Origin of the sequence: Corynebacterium sp. HMSC05H05 (assembly GCF_001807265.1) — a bacterium.
Classification (GTDB): domain Bacteria; phylum Actinomycetota; class Actinomycetes; order Mycobacteriales; family Mycobacteriaceae; genus Corynebacterium.
Genome location: NZ_KV788388.1, coordinates 67,870 through 85,908 on the forward strand (window position 1 = coordinate 67,870; position 18,039 = coordinate 85,908).

Below are 18,039 nucleotides of genomic sequence, written 5' to 3' on the forward strand. Positions count from 1 at the left end.
CCTAGCGGGGCTACCATGGCCAGCGGAGACAAATAGAAAGGACACCCATGATCAAAGTTGGAGTGCTCGGAGCGACCGGCAAGGTCGGATCCGCCGTTGTTGCCGGCGTGGAAAAGGCAGATGACCTGCAGCTCGCCGCAAAGGTCAGCGCCGGAGACTCGCTGCAGGTGCTAGTGGACGAAGGCGTGGACGTCATCGTCGACTTCACCACCCCGAACGCGGTGATGGACAACCTGGAGTTCTGCATTAATAACGGCATCCACTGCGTGGTGGGCACCACCGGCTTCGACGACGAGCGCTACCAGAAGGTCCGCGACTGGTGCGCGGCGAACGAGGGCGTCGGCGTGCTCATCGCCCCGAACTTCGCCATCTCCGCCGTGCTCACCATGGCGTTCGCCCGCCAGGCCGCGCCGTTTTTCGAGTCCGCTGAGGTGGTCGAGTTCCACCACCCGAACAAGCTGGACGCGCCTTCCGGCACGGCGGTCAAGACCGCGCAGGGGATTGCGGATGCGCGCAAGGAAGCCGGCCTGACCGACATGCCGGATGCCACCGAGCAGGCGCTCGAGGGCTCCCGCGGCGCCAACGTTGACGGCGTGCCGGTGCACGCGGTGCGCATGCAGGGCATGGTCGCGCACGAGGAGGTCATCTTCGGCACCACTGAGCAGTCGCTGACCATCCGCCAGGACTCCTACGGCCGCGAATCCTTCGTCCCCGGCGTGCTCACCGGCGTGCGCGAGGTGGCGAACCGCCCTGGCCTGACCATTGGCCTCGACGCCTACCTCGGGCTGTAAATGCAGGTTGAACTCATCGCAGCCACCGCACTGCGCGCCTCGGTCGCAGAGGGGGTCACTCAAGGCGAGGGTGCGGTTGCCTACGCCTTGCTTAGCGACGAACCTCCGGCCTCCCTCCTCCGCCGACACGCCGACGACTTGGCTGATTCACGCGCGGACATGCTGGAGCACGCCAGCGCCACATTGCATATCCGGGGTGTCTCGCGCGACGCGGCCGCCGCGATCCGGGGGCACGGCCTAGCGGTCAGCGAACGCGCGGCGCAGGGCGCTGTGATCCCGGCCGCGATCGCCGCAGACGGGGAACTCACGCGGTTGTTCGAGGCCGCCGTGGAGGAAGCGGAGTTCGTCCGCGGCGAGCTGTTGCACGCGTTGGAGGAGGCGATGGCGGACGAGCCGAACGCGCTGGTGCGGCGCAAGCGCTCGCGCGAGGCTGCCAATGCGCTCGTGCCCGCAGCGGCCGCGACCGAGCTTGTCGCTACTGGCACCTACCGGGCGTGGCGCGAATTCATTGCCGCGCACAACGGCAGGTTCCAGCACGAAGAGATCCGTCAGCTCGCGCTCGCCGTGCTCGAGGTCATGCACCGTGAGGCACCGCTGCTTTTCGGCGATTTGGCGGAAGGGGAACGTCGATAAGCAATTGCTTGCGTAAGGCAGGTATCCTACTGGGCCATGGGCACATCTCTCAAAGCTGATCTGGGAGCCGACATCTTCGGCTCCGTCTGCGTAGCAATGGTCACGCCGTTTGATTCCGATGGCGAACTCGACGTTGTGGCAGGCCGCGATCTCGCTGCCCACTTGGTAGAACAAGGAATCGACGCACTAGTGCTCGCAGGCACAACGGGCGAATCCCCAACAACCACCGACGAAGAAAAGGTCGCGTTCTTAAAAGCAGTGCGCGAAGAGGTAGGGGACAAAGCCCGCATCATCGCTGGCGCGGGGTCCAACGACACGCGCCACGCGGTGGCAATGGCGAAAGCGGCCGCTAAGGCCGGCGCTGACGGCCTGTTGGTTGTCACGCCGTACTACTCCAAGCCGTCCCAGGCGGGGGTGGAGGCGCACTTCCGCGCAGTTGCGGAGGCCACTGACCTTCCGATCTGCCTGTACGACATTCCCGGCCGCTCCGGCATCCCGATCGATTCCGACACCATCCGCAGGCTTGCGGAAGTGGACACGATCAAGGCAATGAAAGACGCGAAGGGCGACATGCTCGAAGCGTCCACCTTGATCCAGGAGACCGGGCTGGCCTGGTACTCGGGCGATGATCCGTTGAACCTGCCGTGGCTCGCCGTCGGCGCGACCGGAATGATCTCTGTGGTTGGGCATGCCGCACCGAAGGCGCTGCGTGAACTAGTGACTGCATACGAGAACGGCGATCTCGCCCGTGCACGGGAAATCAACGCCAACACACTCAACGTGCTCGCGCGCCAACAGGGCGCGCTGGGCGGCGTGACATTTGCAAAGGCAGCTCTGCGACTGCAGGGCATCGAAGTAGGAGACCCGCGCCTGCCGGTCGCTGCGGCGACGGATGAGCAGGTCGAGCGGCTCCGCGAAGAAATGACACAGGCTGGAGTCCTATAAATATGAATGAACCCCGCAACCGCGCACGCAAGGTGACGCGCAAGGCCGGGCCGCCGGAGGCGAACGAACAGCAGCCGGTTTTCCAGGCGCCGAGCGACGCTCCTGCGAACGGCGGCGGCAACGACGCGCCCGCTGAGCGCGACAGTGGCAATAACGGCAATAACAGCAACAACGGCGGCAAGAGCAACCGCGACGACAACGGCGGCCGCAATGGCGGCAACAACCGTGGTGGCCGCGATGGCGGCAACGGTGGCAATGGCGGCAACGGCCGTGGCGGCAGCAACCGCAACCGTCGTCGCCGTGGCCGCGGCGGCAATGGCGGCAACGGTGGGGGCGGCGGTCGCCGCAACCCCATGAAGTCCATGCAGGGTGCTGATCTGACCAAGCGCCTGCCTGCGCCGCCGAAGCCAGCGAAGGACACGCTGCGCATCTACGCGCTCGGCGGCATTTCTGAAATCGGCCGTAACATGACGGTCTTCGAGTACAACGGCCGCCTCCTCATCGTGGACTGCGGCGTGCTGTTCCCGAACTCCGACGAGCCGGGCGTTGACCTGGTTCTGCCGGACTTCGGCCCGATTGAAAACAAGCTGGACAAGATCGACGCACTCGTGGTCACCCACGGCCACGAGGACCACATCGGCGCGATCCCGTGGCTGCTGAAGCTGCGCAGCGATATCCCGATCTACTCGTCCAAGTTCACCAACGCGCTGATCAAGGCGAAGACGCAGGAGCACCGCCAGCGTCCGAAGCTCAACGACGTGAACAAGGATTCCGAGGTCACCGTCGGCCCGTTCCGTCTGCGCTTCTGGCACGTCAACCACTCCATCCCGGAGTGCCTGGGTGTCTCCATCAAGACCGGCGCCGGCCACGTTGTGATGACCGGCGACGTGAAGGTGGACCAGACGCCGTACGACGGCAAGCCGACGGACATCCCGGCGCTTGCCCGCCTCGGCGACGAGGGCATCGACCTCTTCATGTGCGATTCCACCAACGCCACCATCCCGGGCATCTCCGCTTCGGAAGCCGGCATCGAGGAGACGCTGACCCGCCTGGTGTCCAATGCCCGCCAGCGCGTGGTCATCGCCTCGTTCGCCTCCAACGTGGCGCGCGTGCAGATGGCGATTAACGCCGCGGTGGCCAACAACCGCAAGGTGGCCTTCAACGGCCGCTCCATGCTGCGCAACATGGAGATTGCGGAGAAGATGAACCTGCTCAAAGCCCCGAAGGGCACGATCATCCCGATCGAGGAAGCCGCGAAGATGGCGCCGCACAAGACGGTGCTGATCACCACCGGCACCCAGGGTGAGCCGATGGCTGCGCTGTCGCGCATGTCCCGCCGCGAACACCGCCAGATCACCATCCACGACGGTGACACGATCATCCTGTCCTCCTCGCTCATCCCGGGCAACGAGGAAGCGGTGTTCGCGGTGATCAACAACCTCGCGCAGATCGGCGCGAACGTGATCACCAACGCCGAGGCGCACGTCCACGCGTCGGGCCACGGCTACGCCGGCGAGCTGCTCGCGCTGTACAACGCGGCGCGCCCGCGCAACGCGATGCCGGTGCACGGCGAGTGGCGCCACATGCGCGCCAACAAGGAGCTGGCAATCTCCACCGGCGTGAAGCCGAACAACACCGCGCTTGCTCAAAACGGCGTGGTGGTGGACATGCACAAGGGCAACATCAAGGTCGCTGGCCAGTACCAGGTGGGCCAGCTCTACGTCGACGGCACCACCATGGGCGACGTCGACCCAGACGTGCTGGCAGACCGCACCTCGCTGGCGTCCGGCGGCGTTGTGTCGATCACCTGCGTGATCGACGACAGCACCGGCCGCCTGCTGGAGGCGCCGCAGGTGTCCACCACGGGCTACAGCGACGACGACCGCGACTTCAACAAAAAGGTCGTCGAAGGCGTTGAGGCCGTCATGGGCGATCTGGCAGCCGAGGGCGAGAACGATCCGTTCCGCATGGTGCAGCAGATCCGCCGCAAGGTCTCCCGCGCCATCGAGCAGAACTACAAGCGCCAGCCGGTGATTCTGCCGACCGTGGTGCCGATGTCTTCGGACAACCACGTCGCCACCGAGGACGAGATCGCGTCCACCCGCGAGTCCCGATAAGCATTTACTTATCGACGCCCCTTCGGCCCGCCCCGCGGCAGCCGAGGGGGCTAACGCGTTTACGGGGCGCTGCGATACAACGGGTATGAAACACCTAGCGCAGACCACCACAGCCATCGCCCTTTCCGCCGCGCTCCTTGCGCCAGCAGCCGCCGCAGACGAGACCAGCTGGACCGGCGGGCACCCGCTCCCGCCGGGAACGCAGGTCCCGTTCGATCCCGGCTACGCCACCCAGTGGCGCAGCTACGACGTGGTGAGGTGGGGCGAGCCAAACTTCCGCAACCAGGACGTGCGAGGCGTTCGCGTGATCGGGCAGTTCAACCAGGATTCGATCCTGTGCCTGGAAAACGCGAAGGCCGGGATGTGGGGCTGCTACGTCGATGGCAAGGAGGCGACCGAGCTGACGTACATGCCGTACGGCAAGGTTGTGACCACCGATCCGTTGGTCGCTCTCTTCGCTCCGGTGATTCGCTTCTTCCTGGGGCTCCAGGCGCGGCTGGGCTTGTCCAACCTTCTCGGAGGGGCCTCACAGATCTAGGCGGAAACCGTACGGTTTCATAACAACCACGCAACAAGGGCTAGGCAGCTGTGTGACGGGTGTGCACAATGTTGCCCATGAAGACCGCTACGAAGACCGCCGCGGCTTTGCTTGCCGCCGCGGTGACACTTGCGCCCACCGCTCACACACAGGACGATGTCGACTGGACTGGCGGCCGCCCGCTGCCGCCCGGCACCGAGGTGCCGTACGAGCCCGGTTACGCATCCGCGTGGAAGCTCTACGACGTGATCCGCTTCGGCGACCCGAACTTCCACAACATCAAGGTGCAGGGTGTGCGCGTGCTGGGTGCTTTCGAGGGCGACTCTGTCATGTGCCACATGAATGCCAAGGGCGGGCGAAATGAGTGCTACAAGGACGGCAAGCAGGCGACAAAGCTCGGATGGGGCCGTGGCGGAGAGGTAATCACCTTCGACCCAAAGGTCGAACAGTTCGCACCTTTGATCAGGGACTACAACAACCTGGAACTGCAGCTCTCCAGCGGCACTGGAGTGAACCTTTCCAGCTAGGCTTGGGCGCATGTCTTTTGCGCAGAAGGAACGTGAACGCCTCGCTCAGTTGCTGCTTCAGGTTGGCCCCGATGCGCCGACGCTAAATGAAGGCTGGAATACCCGAGGCCTCGCAGTGCACCTGCTCATCCGCGAGTCCAAGCCGGCCGCGGCCCCGGGAATCTTCGTGGATGCGCTGTCCGGCATCACCGAGAAGGAGACGGAGAAGCAGAAAGCCCGCCCGTATGAGGACGTCGTGCGAGAGTGGGCTGCCGGCCCGCCCGTGTGGCTCAAGCCGCTGAACTCCGCAATGAACACCTCCGAGCACTTCATTCACCACGAAGACGTGCGCCGGGGTGGGGGAGTGGTTGAGCCTCGCGAGTTCTCCCAAGTCATCAACGAGGAGCTGTTTGCCCTGGCGAAGCGCTTTGGCAAGCTGACGCTTCGCAATGCGCCAGTGCCTGTGATCTTGACCCCGCCGACGATGCCGCCTGCGACCATCGGCGACAAGGCCGGGGTTGCCGAGCGTGGAGACAACGTGCTGCGGGTGTCGGGCGATCCTGGCGAGCTACTGCTGTGGGCGTCCGGTCGCGATGCCGCCAAGGTGGAGCTGACTGGTGCCGTGGAGGCATTCAAGGGTTTCGATATCAAGATGTGACCCTTGACTGCGCATCGCAGGTGTGGCGTGAGGTGTAAATGTGACTTAAGGCGTTAGAGTTACACCCATGTCTGTCAAAAACACCGCGCCGCGCTCGTCGCGGTCTTCAACGCGCCGCCCAGAAGGCGGCACCCGCTATGGCGGTCCGGTGTCCATGACGCACCCGCCGACATCGTCGAACGTGGCCGCAGAAACCGCCGACGAACGTGTGGGATCCGCGTATAGAGTCGTCGGCCATTCGCTGGGCGCAGCTGCCCGCGGCGTCGGCTCGTTCTTCCGCCGCGACAAGCACGAGTCCGACTATGAGGACACCGCCACCCGCAGGCCCAGGCGCAGCCGTGACGATTGGGACGAGGAATGGGAGGACGATCTGGACATGCCAGAGGAGCGCACCGAAAGCTCCGCAAACGGTGATCGCCGGGACCGCGAACCGCGGCGGGAAAGCCGCTTCGGCGGCCACAGCACGTTTGAGACCCACGCCGACGCGTGGGGTTTGCTTCTCATTGGCCTCGCTGCAGTCATCGGCGGTTCGGTCTGGTTCGACGTGGCCGGCCCAGTGGGGGAAGTCATCTCCACCGGCACGCACTGGCTCATCGGCGCGGGAGCGCTGATCCTGCCGGTGATCCTCGTCGGCATCGCTATCGCACTGATGCTCAACGTGCGTGCCTCCGACGCAGTGCGCGCACGTGTCACGCTAGGCCTTTCCATCATCGCTATTGGCATGCTCGGCCTGATCCACGTCTTCTCCGGCAACCCGGCGGCGTGGGAGGAGCGCAAGCTCGCCGGCGGCGCACTTGGCGCCTTCACCGGCGGGGTGCTGGCAGCCGGATTCTCCTCCTTCGTTGCAATCCCGCTGCTTGGACTCGTGATTGTCTACGGTGCGCTGAAAACCACCGGAATCACCGTGCGCGAGGCGTACGACTACGTCAAGGACCTGGTCACTCGGATGCTGTCCAACACGGACACGCCCGACGACGACCTGGATCCGTACAGCCACGTCGACGACGACTTGGACGACATCGCGGAAGGCCGCGAGCGTCGCGCCACCCGCGATCGAGGCACTGGTGGGGCAGCGACGCGTGCAGCCTCTCGACGTGGGCGTGGCCGCACAGCCGACGCTGCACGCCCGGACCGCCCGGACCGCCCGGCACGGCGCCCGTCGCTGCGCCGCCCGACCCCGATGGAAAGTTACCCGGCCGACGGCGAGGACGAGCTGGATCTCTTCGACTTCGCCGACGAGGTCGAAGACCACGACAGCTTCGATCAGCCTGCGGCCGAGCCTGCCGATTCTGCGGAGACCGCCGTGGTCCAGCGCCCGGCGGCCGCTCCGGCACCCAAGCCCGCATCGGCCAAGTCGAACGCATCACAACCTGTTAAGGCGAAGCCAGCACAGCGCGACAACGAAACAGTCAACGAGACGAAGGTGCTGCAGCGGGAAGCTCCGGAGGGTGAACGTCGAGAAGCAACTGCCCCCGACGCCGTAGCCAGCTCGCGCGAGCAGATGGCGAAGGCGATCGCGGCGCGCAGCGGCATCGACGCCTCCAAGATCCCCGCAACCACCCCGAAATCCGAGGCAGAAAAGGCCGCGCCGAAACAGGTGCGCAGGATCTCGCAGGGCGACTACAACCTGCCGTCGACGGAACTGCTGCTCGCAGGCAACGCGCCGAAGACGCGCACCGAGGCCAACGACCGCATGATCGAGGCGATCACCGACGTCTTCGAGGAATTCAAGGTCAACGCCCAGGTCACTGGCTTCTCCCGCGGACCGACAGTGACCCGCTACGAGGTGGAGCTGGGCCCCGGTGTGAAGGTCTCCAAGATCACCAACCTGCAGTCCAACCTCGCCTACGCCGTGGCCACCGACAACGTGCGCCTGCTCACCCCGATCCCCGGCAAATCCGCCGTGGGCATCGAGGTGCCCAATGCAGACCGCGAAATGGTGCGGCTGCGCGACGTGCTGGACTCGCCGAAGGTTTCCGCGCAGGACGACCCGATGCTCATCGGACTGGGCAAGGACATCGAGGGCGACTTCATCGCCTCCTCGATCCAGAAGATGCCGCACCTGCTGGTGGCCGGATCCACCGGCTCCGGTAAGTCCGCGTTTGTGAACTCCATGCTGATCTCGCTTCTGACGCGAGCGACGCCGGAGGAAGTCCGCCTGATCCTGGTGGACCCGAAGATGGTGGAGCTGACCCCCTACGAGGGCATCCCGCACCTGATCACGCCGATCATCACCCAGCCGAAGAAGGCGTCCGCAGCCCTGCAGTGGCTGGTGGAGGAGATGGAGCAGCGCTACATGGACATGAAGTCCGCACGCGTGCGCCACATCAAGGACTTCAACCGCAAGGTCCGCTCCGGCGAACTGACCGCACCGCCGGGCTCCGAGCGCGAGATGCGCCCGTACCCGTTCATCGTGTGCGTGGTGGACGAGCTGGCCGACCTGATGATGACGGCACCGAAGGAGATTGAGGAATCCATCGTGCGCATCACACAGAAGGCGCGTGCGGCGGGCATCCACCTGGTGCTGGCGACGCAGCGTCCGTCGGTGGACGTGGTCACCGGCCTGATCAAGACCAACGTGCCGTCGCGACTCGCCTTCGCGACGTCCTCGCTGACCGACTCCCGCGTCATCCTGGACCAGGGCGGCGCCGAGAAGCTCATCGGCATGGGCGACGGCCTGTTCATCCCGCAGGGCGCTGGCAAACCGCAGCGCATGCAGGGCGCGTTCGTCTCCGACGAGGAGATCCAGGCGGTCGTCGACGCCGCGAAGGCGCAGCAGGACGAGCCCGATTATGTCGAGGGCGTCACCGAGGACAAGCAGGCCGAGGCCAAGGTCATCGACGACGACATCGGCAAGGACATGGACGATCTCCTCGAGGCCGTCGAACTCGTTGTCACCTCCCAGCTCGGCTCCACCTCGATGCTTCAGCGCAAGCTGCGCATCGGCTTTGCCAAGGCCGGCCGCCTGATGGACCTCATGGAATCCCGCGGCGTGGTCGGCCCGTCCGAAGGCTCCAAGGCCCGCGACGTGCTGGTCAAGCCCGAGGAGCTGGAGACCATCATCTGGATGATCAAGGGCGCGGACCCGGCCGAGGCCCCGAAGGACGTGCAGCTTGACGACGGCGCCAGCGACGCCGACGGTTCTGGCTCCGGCAAGGATGGCTCCGATGCCGGCGGCGACTCCGACACCCGCACCGTCACCGCGACGTACAACCCGACCGGGGGCGCGTTCTAGCCGGGAATGCATAACCGCCGGGGATGCTTACCCCAGGATGCTTACCGGGGCTAGATGCTTACTCCAGGATGCTTACCCATCGAGTGGTGCACCCGCCAAGGCCCGGTATCTCTCGAGAAGTAAGCGTTTAGAAGTAAGCATCCTCGGGCAGTAAGCATCCTGGGGTAAGCATTTACGCGGAAGGCGCGGGCGGCCCGGAGCGGTACAGGGCTCTGCGCGGCGGCGGGGCGGCACACCGCTCCGCGTGGTGTAGGCCGCGTGGTGTAGTGTGTAACGCGCTTGGAGGGGAGTACCCCGGAAGTGTCCAGGATCGTCAGCACGGTGCCGTCGTCAGGCGATGGCCCCGGTCCGGACCGCCCACAGTGGTGGGGGAGACCTCCGGTCTATTTTGCAACGCTGACCGGAGGCTTATTTATGCATGTGCCCCTGTACATTTGGCTGATCACTTCTGCGGTGATCCTGGGATTTTTCATCTTCGACTTCGTCTCGCACGTGCGCACTCCGCACGAGCCGACGATGAAGGAATCTGGCGGTTGGGCCCTGTTCTACATGTCCATGGCGTGCCTGTTCGGCGGGCTGGTCTGGTGGCTGTGGGACTCCGAGCACGCCGTGCAGTTCTTCACCGGCTACATCACTGAGCTGTCGCTGTCGGTGGACAACCTGTTCGTCTTCGCGCTGATCATGGGCTCGTTCAAGATCCCGCGCGCGTACCAGCAAAAGGTGCTGCTCATCGGCATCGTGATCGCGCTGATCTGCCGCCTCGTGTTCATCCTGCTCGGCGCGGTGATCATCGAGGCGTGGTCGGACGTGTTCTACATCTTCGCCGCGTTCCTCATCTACACCGCCATCAAGCTGGTGTACGAGGAGGTGACCGACCAGGACGATCCGGACCCGAACGACATGCTCGTGGTGAAGACGCTGCGCAAGGTCATCCCGGTAACCAAGTCGTACCACTCCGACCGTCTCGTTTCGAGGACTCAGGCCGGAAAGAAGGCTGTCACGCCGCTGTTCGTCGCCCTGCTGTCGATCGGGTTTATCGACGTGATGTTCGCCTTCGACTCCATCCCGGCGATCTATGGCATCACCCAGGAATCCTTCCTCGTGTTCACCGCCAACGCGTTCGCGCTGCTGGGCCTGCGCCAGCTCTACTTCCTGCTCAACGGCCTGCTCGACCGCCTGGTATACCTGCCGTACGGCCTCGCAGTGGTGCTTGGCTTCATCGGCGTGAAGCTGCTGTTGCACGCGCTGCACGAGAACAACCTGTCGTTCATCAACGGCGGCGAGGGTCTGAACGTGCCGGAGGTCGGCACTGTCGCCTCGCTGCTGGTCATCGTCGGCGTGCTCGCGATCACCGCGATTGCCTCGGTGATCAAGGACCGTGCCGACGTGAAGGCCGGCCGCCGGGATCCGGAGGAGGGCAAGTACCACATCGATTACGACGATCACGGCAACCGTCGCAAGGTGGACCGCGAAGGCCACCACATCGAGTGGATCGATGACCCGGCCACGTCCGGTAAGGGCGACCACACCGCGACAGGTTCGCGCGACACGGACCACCTCGATGTTGCCCGGGGCGGCCGCAAGGGTTAAACCCCTAGCTGAAGATATTCATCACCGGGTTCCACTCCCGGATCTCGCGGGCGGCCAGGGCGCCGGCGACGGTGTAGGGGTCGTCGTCCAGGATGGCCGCCGCGTCGGCCTCGGTGGCGGTATCCGGCAGCTGCAGGATGATCAGGGCCTGCTCGGCGCCAGCGAGCGGCCCGGAGCCGACGATCCGGCCCAGCGACAGCTGGGAGGAGATGAATTCGCGGTGGGCGGGGCGAGTGCCGTCGACAAGCTTTTGCTCGCCGTAGGTGTACGTGGCTGCGAAATACTTCATGTAGGGCAGTCTAGGAGCGCGGCGCAGCATGGGTATGGTGGAGGCTGTGATGCAACCCGACAAGCAGTCGAATTGGAACCTCCCGAACATTTTGACCTCACTGAGGATCCTGTTCATTCCCGTTTTTGCCTGGCTGGTGCTGTCTGAGCGTTGGTGGTGGGCGTTCGGGTTGTTCGTCGCGCTCATGATCACGGACAAGCTCGACGGCGACATCGCGCGCGCCCGCGGGCTGGTCACGGACTTCGGCAAAATCGCCGACCCGATCGCGGACAAGGCGCTGATGATCACCGCGCTGGTCACTCTGAATGTCGCCAGCACGCTGCCGGTGTGGGTGACGGTGGTCATTGTGGCGCGTGAGCTGGGCATTACCCTGTGGCGCATGGTGATGCTGCGCCGCGGCAAGGTGGTGCCGGCGTCGAAGGGCGGCAAGCTCAAGACCGCGCTGCAAACCCTCGCCGTGGGACTGTACTTGTGCCCGCTGCCTGCGTGGATGGACACCCCGACCTTCGTGGTGATGTTGCTTGCGGTCGCGGTCACTGTGGTCACGGGCGTGCAGTACTTGGTTGATGCAGGGAAGGTGAACAAGTGACTACTGCGCAATTGCTTATCGACGAGCTCCGCGCCCGCCGCCAGACCATCGCCTTTTGCGAATCGCTCACTGCCGGTCTCGCTTCGTCGACGTTGGCTAATGTGCCCGGTGCCTCGGATGTGTTGGTCGGCGGGCTGGTCACGTACTCACCGGAGCTGAAGACGGCGCTCGCGGACGTGCCGGCGGACCTGATCGAGCGCGAAGGCGTCGTGTCCGCGGCCGTCGCACGCGAGATGGCGCGCGGGGCGCGGCGCGTGTGCGGGGCCGACTGGGCGGTGGCGCTGACCGGTGTTGCAGGCCCCGACGCCCAAGACGGCGTGCCCGCCGGCACCGTATGGATCGGGCTGGCCGGGCCGAAGTGGACCGCCTCGTCGCAGGCGGCGGAGCTGCTTGAGCCTTCGGTTGGCCAGTACGCGATCATGCCGGGAGCTGCGGTGCCGGTGCGTGTGTTGTCGGGGCAGCGCAATGAGGTCCGCCGCCTGGCGGTGGAGGCCGCGCTGGTCGGTGCGCTGACGGGCGTGCGGGAACAAAACTAAACCGCGAGTCGTTGGAGGGATTGATGACCACTACTACTTTGCTCTACGACACCCCGGTTGACTTGCCGCTTGCGCCGGCCGAGGCCGCCCCCGCTTCGTCCCGCGAGCCACTGTTCCGTGAGGCACTTGGCATGTCGCTACGCGCGTTCCGCGCGGACAAGGGCGTGACGCTGCGTGCGCTGGCGAAGAAAGCTCGCGTGTCCTCCGGCTACATCTCCGAGCTGGAGCGTGGCCGCAAGGAAGTTTCCTCCGAGCTTTTGGCCTCCCTGTGCGACGCACTGGGCACGACGGTCTCCGAGGTTTTGCTGGAGGCTGTGGCGAACATGTCGCTGCACTCGTTCACCGAGGAGCTTGAGCGCACCACACCGGCCGCAGCGGAAGCGTAGCCGGGAATCCGCGACTACAGTGGTTGGCGTTTAACGCAATCTACTGACAGAAAGGTCACGGTGCTTTAACCATGGCGAATCCCTTTACCAAGTTCTGGAACTACCTGATGGCGCTCTTCGACAACAAGATCGAAGAAAACGCAGACCCGAAGGTCCAGATCGAGCAGGCCATTAACGACGCGCAGCGTCAGCACCAGGCTCTGTCCCAGCAGGCGGCTGCCGTGATTGGCAACCAGCGCCAGCTGGAGATGCAGCTCAACCGTCGCTTGGAGGACGTCGAGAAGCTGCAGGCGAACGCACGCCAGGCACTCCAGCTCGCCGACAAGGCACGCGGCGAGGGCAACGCCCAGAAGGCGCAGGAGTACGAAAATGCCGCCGAGGCTTTCGCGGCCCAGTTGGTTACCGCCGAGTCGGGTGTCGAGGACACGAAGCAGCTTCACGACCAGGCGCTGCAGCAGGCGGCGCAGGCGAAGCAGGCCGTCGAGCGCAACGCCGCGCACCTGCAGCAACAGGTGGCGGAGCGTTCCAAGCTGCTGTCCCAGCTGGAGCAGGCGAAGATGCAGGAGAAGGTCTCGGAGACCATGCAGTCCATGAACTCCATTACCGCCTCCGGCCCGAACCTGGACCAGGTGCGCGACAAGATCGAGCGCCGCTACGCCAACGCTCTGGGTGCCGCCGAGCTGGCGCAGAACTCCATCGAAGGCCGCATGGCTGAGGTGGAGCAGGCAGGTATCCAGATGGCGGGCCACGGCCGCCTGGAGCAGCTGCGCGCTGAGATGGCAGGGGAGCTGACCTCCGGCAACAAGCAAGCTATTGAGCAGGGCAACTCCGCCCAGGGTGGTGCCGCTGGTGCTTCGAACCCGGTCAGCGGCGATGTCTCCGACGACGCTGTCGCGCAGCGCATGCGCGAGCTGCGCGGGGAGTAAGCGCGTAGTCAGACACCGCGTACGCCTGATAAACGCCTTCCGCCCGGTCCCTCAGGTGAGGGGCCGGGCGGAACGTCGTTCTACAGCAGAGTGTAAGAGCGGCTTCTCCATCACTATTCCACGGCGTTTCCAGCTGGAAGGATCCAGCTATCCGCCTCGGGACCGAATAGCTGGGTCTTTGTAGCTGGATTTGGAAGAGGGGAGGGTGGCGGTGCAGCTAATCCACGGCCCCGCGGGCCATCAACGCTTCGCCCATCATCTTGGCGCGGCGCACAGACCGGATGACCAGCGGAATACCGAACGCGGTAATCGAGAAACCGACGCCGCGAGCTTTGCGCGCCTCGAGGACCTCGTTGGCGGTGGCGAGGGTCAACGGAATGAGACGGATGGTCAGCGCGATGGTCAGGGAGATCAACTCCCCGGTGCGGCCGAACGGGGCCAAAGCACGGTCCAGGGCTGACAGCAGCTCTTCAACTGGGGTGGTCAGGGTGAGCAGGTTCGCCGCGGCGATGGTGGCAAGCAGGCCGATTAGTAGCGTCAGCGCGGATTGCACACCGTTTTGCCACACCATGAACACGCTCAGAAACAGCAGCACGGGCAGCAGCGGCACGAGCTGTCTCCACGCCACGCGCGCGGGGATGCTCGCCCACACGTAGAGCACAAACACAAACCCGAGCGCGATCAAGGAGTGCCACGGCTGGGTCGGCAGGGCAGTGACGGCGATGATGAAAACAACCAGCAGCACGAACTTCAGCGCCGCGCCTAGGCGGTGCAGCCACGTGTCGCCCGGGATGTAGACGCCTAAGGGGAGTTCGCGGATCACGGCTTTGAGTCCATCAGGTCGGTGTAGAAGGCGATGGCGTCATCAGGTGTGCCGTCGTAGGCCAAGGCGCCGTCGTCGATGACCAGCACGCGGTCGAAGCCGCGCAGCATCTCCAGGTCGTGGGTGACCACGATCAGTTGCTGGTCCAGCGACATCAGCTCGCGCACGATGCGGCGGCGGTTGCGCAGGTCCAGCAGGGTGGTGGGCTCGTCGGCGATGATCGTGTCGGGCTCGATCACCAGCACGGACGCGAGCGCCAGCATCTGCTTCTCGCCGCCGGAGAGGGTGTGCGGGGAGTTCTCGGCACGGTCGGCAAGCTCGAAGCGCTCGAGCACCTCTGCCACGCGGCGTTTGACCTCCTCGCGCGGCAGCTTGAAGCGGCGCAGGGAAAACGCCACGTCGTCGGAAACGCGCGGCATGACAATTTGGGATTCAGCGTCGGAGAAGACAAATCCAACGCGCTTGCGGATCTCTTTGCCGCGTTTGTCGGGCGTGAGCCCGTCGTAAAGCACTTGCCCTGATGTCGGCTCGATGAGGCCGTTGATCAGGCGCACGGTGGTGGATTTGCCGGAGCCGTTGGAGCCGATGATGCCGATGCGCTGCTCCGACAGGCTCACGGTGAGCGGCGCGAGGATCTGCTCGTCGTCATACGTGACGGCGGCGCCGCGGAACTCGATGAGGGGCATGGCGCTTACTTGCGGGCCCCGCGAAGATCCGGGAACGCCTGGTGCACCGCGAACGCGATGGCGATCATGAGCGCGACCTTGCCGGCATCCGGCAGCAGGAACGGCACCTGCGCCGCCCATGCCGCGCCGAAGCTCATGTCAGCGCGCCACATCAGGCCGAACACGCCGCAGAGGTACTGGAAAAACAGGCCCAGGTAGCCGGCGAGAATGAGGATGCCGACGCTCGCCGCTTTGTTCGAGCGGAACGGTGCGGTGTACGCGACCGCACCGGCGACGGCGGCGGAAACGAGGTAACCGGCGAGGTACCCGACGGTCGTCCCGCCAATCGCGGAGATCACCGTGCGGCCGCCCGCGAGCACCGGCAGTGCCAGGCCCACCAGCAGGAAAATCGCGGCGGCAGAGAAACCGCGGCGCCACCCCAGCACGAGGCCGGCGAGGATGACGGCGGCGTTTTGCAGCACGATGGGCACGCCTGCCGCGCCGACGGGGATGGACACGAAGCCCAGCACGATGATGATGGCGGCGAAGACAGCGATTAGCGCAATGTCCTGCGCCGTAGAGTTTTTCTTCATGCGCGGGAGTGTACCGCGGCAGCTGACGTGTACTGTCGGGCGCATGCGTTTGACGGAGTTTCACCAGCTTGTGCAGGACGAATTCGGCTCGGAGCGCGCGCAGTGGATCATCCAGACCCAGGTGTTGCCCGGATTTGAGCAGACGTCTGCGCAGCTCATCGATGCCGGTGTGGATCCGCGCGATGCGTGGCAGGGGCTGTGCGACGCGTTCGACGTCCCGGAGGAGCGCCGTCTCGGCATCGACCGCCCGGGCACGTAAGGGGCCGTTGCTTATCGACGGCTCCGCTGCCCCCGGCGTGTCGTTGAAGTTCGAACACGTTTGCGTGTAGTCTCTGGCGTGTCGCCGTCGCGTTCTACAGTGTGCCGTGTTTCCGCTTGGGAAAAATTTCTTTGTGTTCGAGGGAACCGAAGCGGTATGGCGATACGTCTAACTAAGAAACTGTGCACGCGACGCGCCCAGCGCCGCCGAATACTTGGAGGTAGAAACACCACATGGCAACGAAGAAGAAGTCCACGGCTTCGGCCGGCAATGACCGCAAGAATGCGCTCGATGCAGCGCTGGCAATGATTGAGAAGGACTACGGCAAGGGCGCGGTGATGCGCCTGGGCGACGAGAACCGCCCGCCGATCCAGTCCATTTCCTCCGGCAACACGGCCATCGATGTCGCGCTCGGCATTGGCGGTTGGCCACGCGGGCGCATTGTGGAGATCTACGGCCCGGAGTCTTCCGGTAAGACCACTGTGGCGCTGCACGCGATCGCGGAGGCGCAGCGCGCTGGCGGTATTGCGGCGTTTATTGACGCGGAGCACGCGCTCGATCCGGATTACGCGCGCAAACTCGGAGTGGACACCGACAACCTGCTGGTCTCCCAGCCGGACACCGGCGAGCAGGCGCTCGAGATCGCGGACATGCTGGTGCGTTCGGGAGCGATCGACATCATCGTGATTGACTCGGTGGCGGCACTGACCCCGAAGGCGGAGATCGAGGGTGAGATGGGCGACAGCCATGTCGGCCTGCAGGCCCGTCTGATGTCCCAGGCACTGCGCAAGATGACCGGTGCGCTGTACAACTCCGGCACTACCGCCATCTTCATTAACCAGCTGCGCGAGAAGATCGGCGTGATGTTCGGTTCCCCGGAGACCACCACCGGCGGTAAGGCGCTGAAGTTCTACGCGTCCGTGCGCTGCGACGTGCGCCGAATTCAGACGTTGAAGGACGGCCAGGACTCCATTGGTAACCGCACCAAGATGAAGGTGGTGAAGAACAAGGTTTCCCCGCCGTTCAAGATCGCCGAGTTCGACATCATGTACGGCGAGGGCATCTCGCGCGAGAGCTCCATCATCGACATGGGCGTGGAGAACGGCATTGTGAAGAAGTCCGGCTCCTGGTTCACCTACGAGGGCGACCAGCTGGGGCAGGGCAAGGAAAAGGCCCGCACCTTCCTCAAGGAGAACCCGGACCTGGCCGACGAGATTGAGGACAAGATCTTCCGCGCACTCGGAGTGGGTAAGTCCGCCAACGCGTCCGATGAGCTGACGGACGAGCCGGTGGATATGGTGCCGAACATCGACTTCGATGACGAGGATGACGCGGCTGCACCGGCAACGGCGGAGAAGTAGTTGGCGGACGCGGACAAGGTTGCCCGGCTCCAGGCGGCGCTTGACGCCTACGAGCCGGGCACCGGTCTTTTCGACCGGACGCATGAGGAGGCCCTGGCGCCCGTGCGCAAACGGGCCCTTGGCCTGCTGGACCAGCGAGCGCGCTCCCGCGCGGAGCTGCGCGAGCGGCTGATCAAGGCCGAGTTCGAGCCGCAGCTTGTGGACGAAGTCCTTGACGATCTCGCTGGCTCCGGCCTCATCAACGACGCCCAGTTTGCCCACGAGTGGGTGCGCCAGCGCGCCGCCCGCCGCGGCAAGTCCGCCCGCGCTCTGGATATGGAGCTACGAGACAAAGGCGTTGGGGGAGCGGACCGCGCCGCGGCCTTGGAGCAGATCTCGGACGAAGACGAGGAGGACACCGCCCGCGCAGTGGCGGAAAAGTCCGCGCGGAAGGTCAAAGCGGCCCCGGCAGACCGCGCCGAGTACGACAAGCACCTGCGCCGCGTCGTGGGTGCGTTGGCCCGGCGCGGCTTCAACCAGGGGATGGCGCTGCGGATCGCACGCGAGGAGCTGGACGCGCGCATCGCCGAGTGCGAGGAATAGACCGAAACACTGAACGG

General features: G+C 65.0%; 20 protein-coding genes. 16 read left to right on the forward strand and 4 right to left on the reverse strand.

All coding sequences use genetic code 11. The annotated features are described in order from the left end of the window. Positions 1 to 47 precede the first annotated feature (47 nt). The 9 genes from dapB (at position 48) to HMPREF3151_RS05275 (ending at position 11,013) form a co-directional block, all read left to right on the forward strand. Positions 48 to 791, forward strand: a complete 744-nt coding sequence (gene dapB, locus HMPREF3151_RS05235) for a 4-hydroxy-tetrahydrodipicolinate reductase (RefSeq protein WP_070474170.1) — start codon at positions 48 to 50, stop codon at positions 789 to 791. After that, positions 792 to 1,424: an FAD-dependent thymidylate synthase gene (locus HMPREF3151_RS05240; protein WP_070474172.1), complete on the forward strand. Its 633-nt coding sequence runs from the start codon at positions 792 to 794 to the stop codon at positions 1,422 to 1,424. 36 nt (positions 1,425 to 1,460) lie between these two features. Next, positions 1,461 to 2,369: a 4-hydroxy-tetrahydrodipicolinate synthase gene (gene dapA / locus HMPREF3151_RS05245; RefSeq protein ID WP_070474173.1), complete on the forward strand. Its 909-nt coding sequence runs from the start codon at positions 1,461 to 1,463 to the stop codon at positions 2,367 to 2,369. A 2-nt stretch (positions 2,370 to 2,371) separates the two neighbouring features. Further along, positions 2,372 to 4,486, forward strand: a complete 2,115-nt coding sequence (locus HMPREF3151_RS05250) for a ribonuclease J (RefSeq protein ID WP_070474175.1) — start codon at positions 2,372 to 2,374, stop codon at positions 4,484 to 4,486. Between the two features lie 85 nt (positions 4,487 to 4,571). Continuing rightward, a complete protein-coding gene (locus tag HMPREF3151_RS05255; protein WP_070474177.1) occupies positions 4,572 to 5,024 on the forward strand; it encodes a hypothetical protein in 453 nt (150 codons plus the stop codon). Positions 5,025 to 5,101: 77 nt separating this feature from the next. Continuing rightward, the gene (locus HMPREF3151_RS05260) at positions 5,102 to 5,551 is read left to right on the forward strand and encodes a hypothetical protein (protein WP_141741337.1); all 450 of its coding nucleotides are present in this window, start codon (positions 5,102 to 5,104) and stop codon (positions 5,549 to 5,551) included. A 10-nt stretch (positions 5,552 to 5,561) separates the two neighbouring features. Further along, positions 5,562 to 6,188: a TIGR03085 family metal-binding protein gene (locus tag HMPREF3151_RS05265; RefSeq protein WP_070474181.1), complete on the forward strand. Its 627-nt coding sequence runs from the start codon at positions 5,562 to 5,564 to the stop codon at positions 6,186 to 6,188. Positions 6,189 to 6,255: 67 nt separating this feature from the next. After that, positions 6,256 to 9,423, forward strand: coding sequence for a DNA translocase FtsK (locus tag HMPREF3151_RS05270; RefSeq protein WP_070474183.1), 3,168 nt, complete (start codon positions 6,256 to 6,258; stop codon positions 9,421 to 9,423). 414 nt (positions 9,424 to 9,837) lie between these two features. Continuing rightward, on the forward strand, positions 9,838 to 11,013 hold the full coding sequence (locus HMPREF3151_RS05275) for a TerC family protein (protein ID WP_070474185.1): 1,176 nt from the start codon (positions 9,838 to 9,840) through the stop codon (positions 11,011 to 11,013). A 4-nt stretch (positions 11,014 to 11,017) separates the two neighbouring features. Here the strand turns inward: HMPREF3151_RS05275 and HMPREF3151_RS05280 are convergent, their stop codons facing one another. Continuing rightward, entirely contained in the window at positions 11,018 to 11,302 is a 285-nt protein-coding gene (locus tag HMPREF3151_RS05280; RefSeq protein ID WP_070474187.1) for a YciI family protein, read from the reverse strand. 49 nt (positions 11,303 to 11,351) lie between these two features. Here HMPREF3151_RS05280 and pgsA point away from each other — a divergent pair, with 49 nt between their 5' ends. The 4 genes from pgsA (at position 11,352) to HMPREF3151_RS05300 (ending at position 13,739) form a co-directional block, all read left to right on the forward strand. Beyond that, positions 11,352 to 11,891 (forward strand): CDP-diacylglycerol--glycerol-3-phosphate 3-phosphatidyltransferase, encoded by a 540-nt coding sequence (pgsA, locus tag HMPREF3151_RS05285; protein ID WP_083290211.1) that lies wholly within the window; start codon positions 11,352 to 11,354, stop codon positions 11,889 to 11,891. Continuing rightward, on the forward strand, positions 11,888 to 12,427 hold the full coding sequence (locus HMPREF3151_RS05290; protein WP_070474190.1) for a CinA family protein: 540 nt from the start codon (positions 11,888 to 11,890) through the stop codon (positions 12,425 to 12,427). The genes pgsA and HMPREF3151_RS05290 overlap by 4 nt, the downstream gene beginning before the upstream one ends. 23 nt (positions 12,428 to 12,450) lie before the next feature. Next, positions 12,451 to 12,813, forward strand: a complete 363-nt coding sequence (locus HMPREF3151_RS05295) for a helix-turn-helix domain-containing protein (protein WP_070474192.1) — start codon at positions 12,451 to 12,453, stop codon at positions 12,811 to 12,813. Positions 12,814 to 12,884: 71 nt separating this feature from the next. Then, positions 12,885 to 13,739 (forward strand): PspA/IM30 family protein, encoded by an 855-nt coding sequence (locus HMPREF3151_RS05300; RefSeq protein ID WP_070474194.1) that lies wholly within the window; start codon positions 12,885 to 12,887, stop codon positions 13,737 to 13,739. Positions 13,740 to 13,956: 217 nt separating this feature from the next. Here the strand turns inward: HMPREF3151_RS05300 and HMPREF3151_RS05305 are convergent, their stop codons facing one another. The 3 genes from HMPREF3151_RS05305 to HMPREF3151_RS05315 are packed head-to-tail and all read right to left on the reverse strand — an operon-like array spanning position 13,957 to position 15,820. After that, positions 13,957 to 14,559: an energy-coupling factor transporter transmembrane component T family protein gene (locus HMPREF3151_RS05305; RefSeq protein WP_168160604.1), complete on the reverse strand. Its 603-nt coding sequence runs from the start codon at positions 14,557 to 14,559 to the stop codon at positions 13,957 to 13,959. Further along, positions 14,559 to 15,248: an energy-coupling factor ABC transporter ATP-binding protein gene (locus HMPREF3151_RS05310; protein ID WP_070474198.1), complete on the reverse strand. Its 690-nt coding sequence runs from the start codon at positions 15,246 to 15,248 to the stop codon at positions 14,559 to 14,561. Before HMPREF3151_RS05310 ends, HMPREF3151_RS05305 begins: the two co-directional genes overlap by 1 nt. A gap of 5 nt (positions 15,249 to 15,253) precedes the next feature. Then, positions 15,254 to 15,820 (reverse strand): biotin transporter BioY, encoded by a 567-nt coding sequence (locus tag HMPREF3151_RS05315; protein ID WP_070474200.1) that lies wholly within the window; start codon positions 15,818 to 15,820, stop codon positions 15,254 to 15,256. A 43-nt stretch (positions 15,821 to 15,863) separates the two neighbouring features. Here HMPREF3151_RS05315 and HMPREF3151_RS05320 point away from each other — a divergent pair, with 43 nt between their 5' ends. The 3 genes from HMPREF3151_RS05320 (at position 15,864) to recX (ending at position 18,022) form a co-directional block, all read left to right on the forward strand. Further along, positions 15,864 to 16,079 carry a DUF3046 domain-containing protein gene (locus HMPREF3151_RS05320; RefSeq protein WP_070474202.1) on the forward strand — a complete coding sequence of 72 codons (216 nt, stop codon included), beginning with the start codon at positions 15,864 to 15,866 and terminating at the stop codon, positions 16,077 to 16,079. A gap of 233 nt (positions 16,080 to 16,312) precedes the next feature. Then, complete coding sequence (recA, locus tag HMPREF3151_RS05325) at positions 16,313 to 17,440, forward strand: recombinase RecA (RefSeq protein ID WP_070474204.1); 1,128 nt, start codon at positions 16,313 to 16,315, stop codon at positions 17,438 to 17,440. Then, positions 17,441 to 18,022, forward strand: coding sequence for a recombination regulator RecX (gene recX, locus HMPREF3151_RS05330; protein ID WP_070474207.1), 582 nt, complete (start codon positions 17,441 to 17,443; stop codon positions 18,020 to 18,022). Positions 18,023 to 18,039 lie beyond the last annotated feature (17 nt).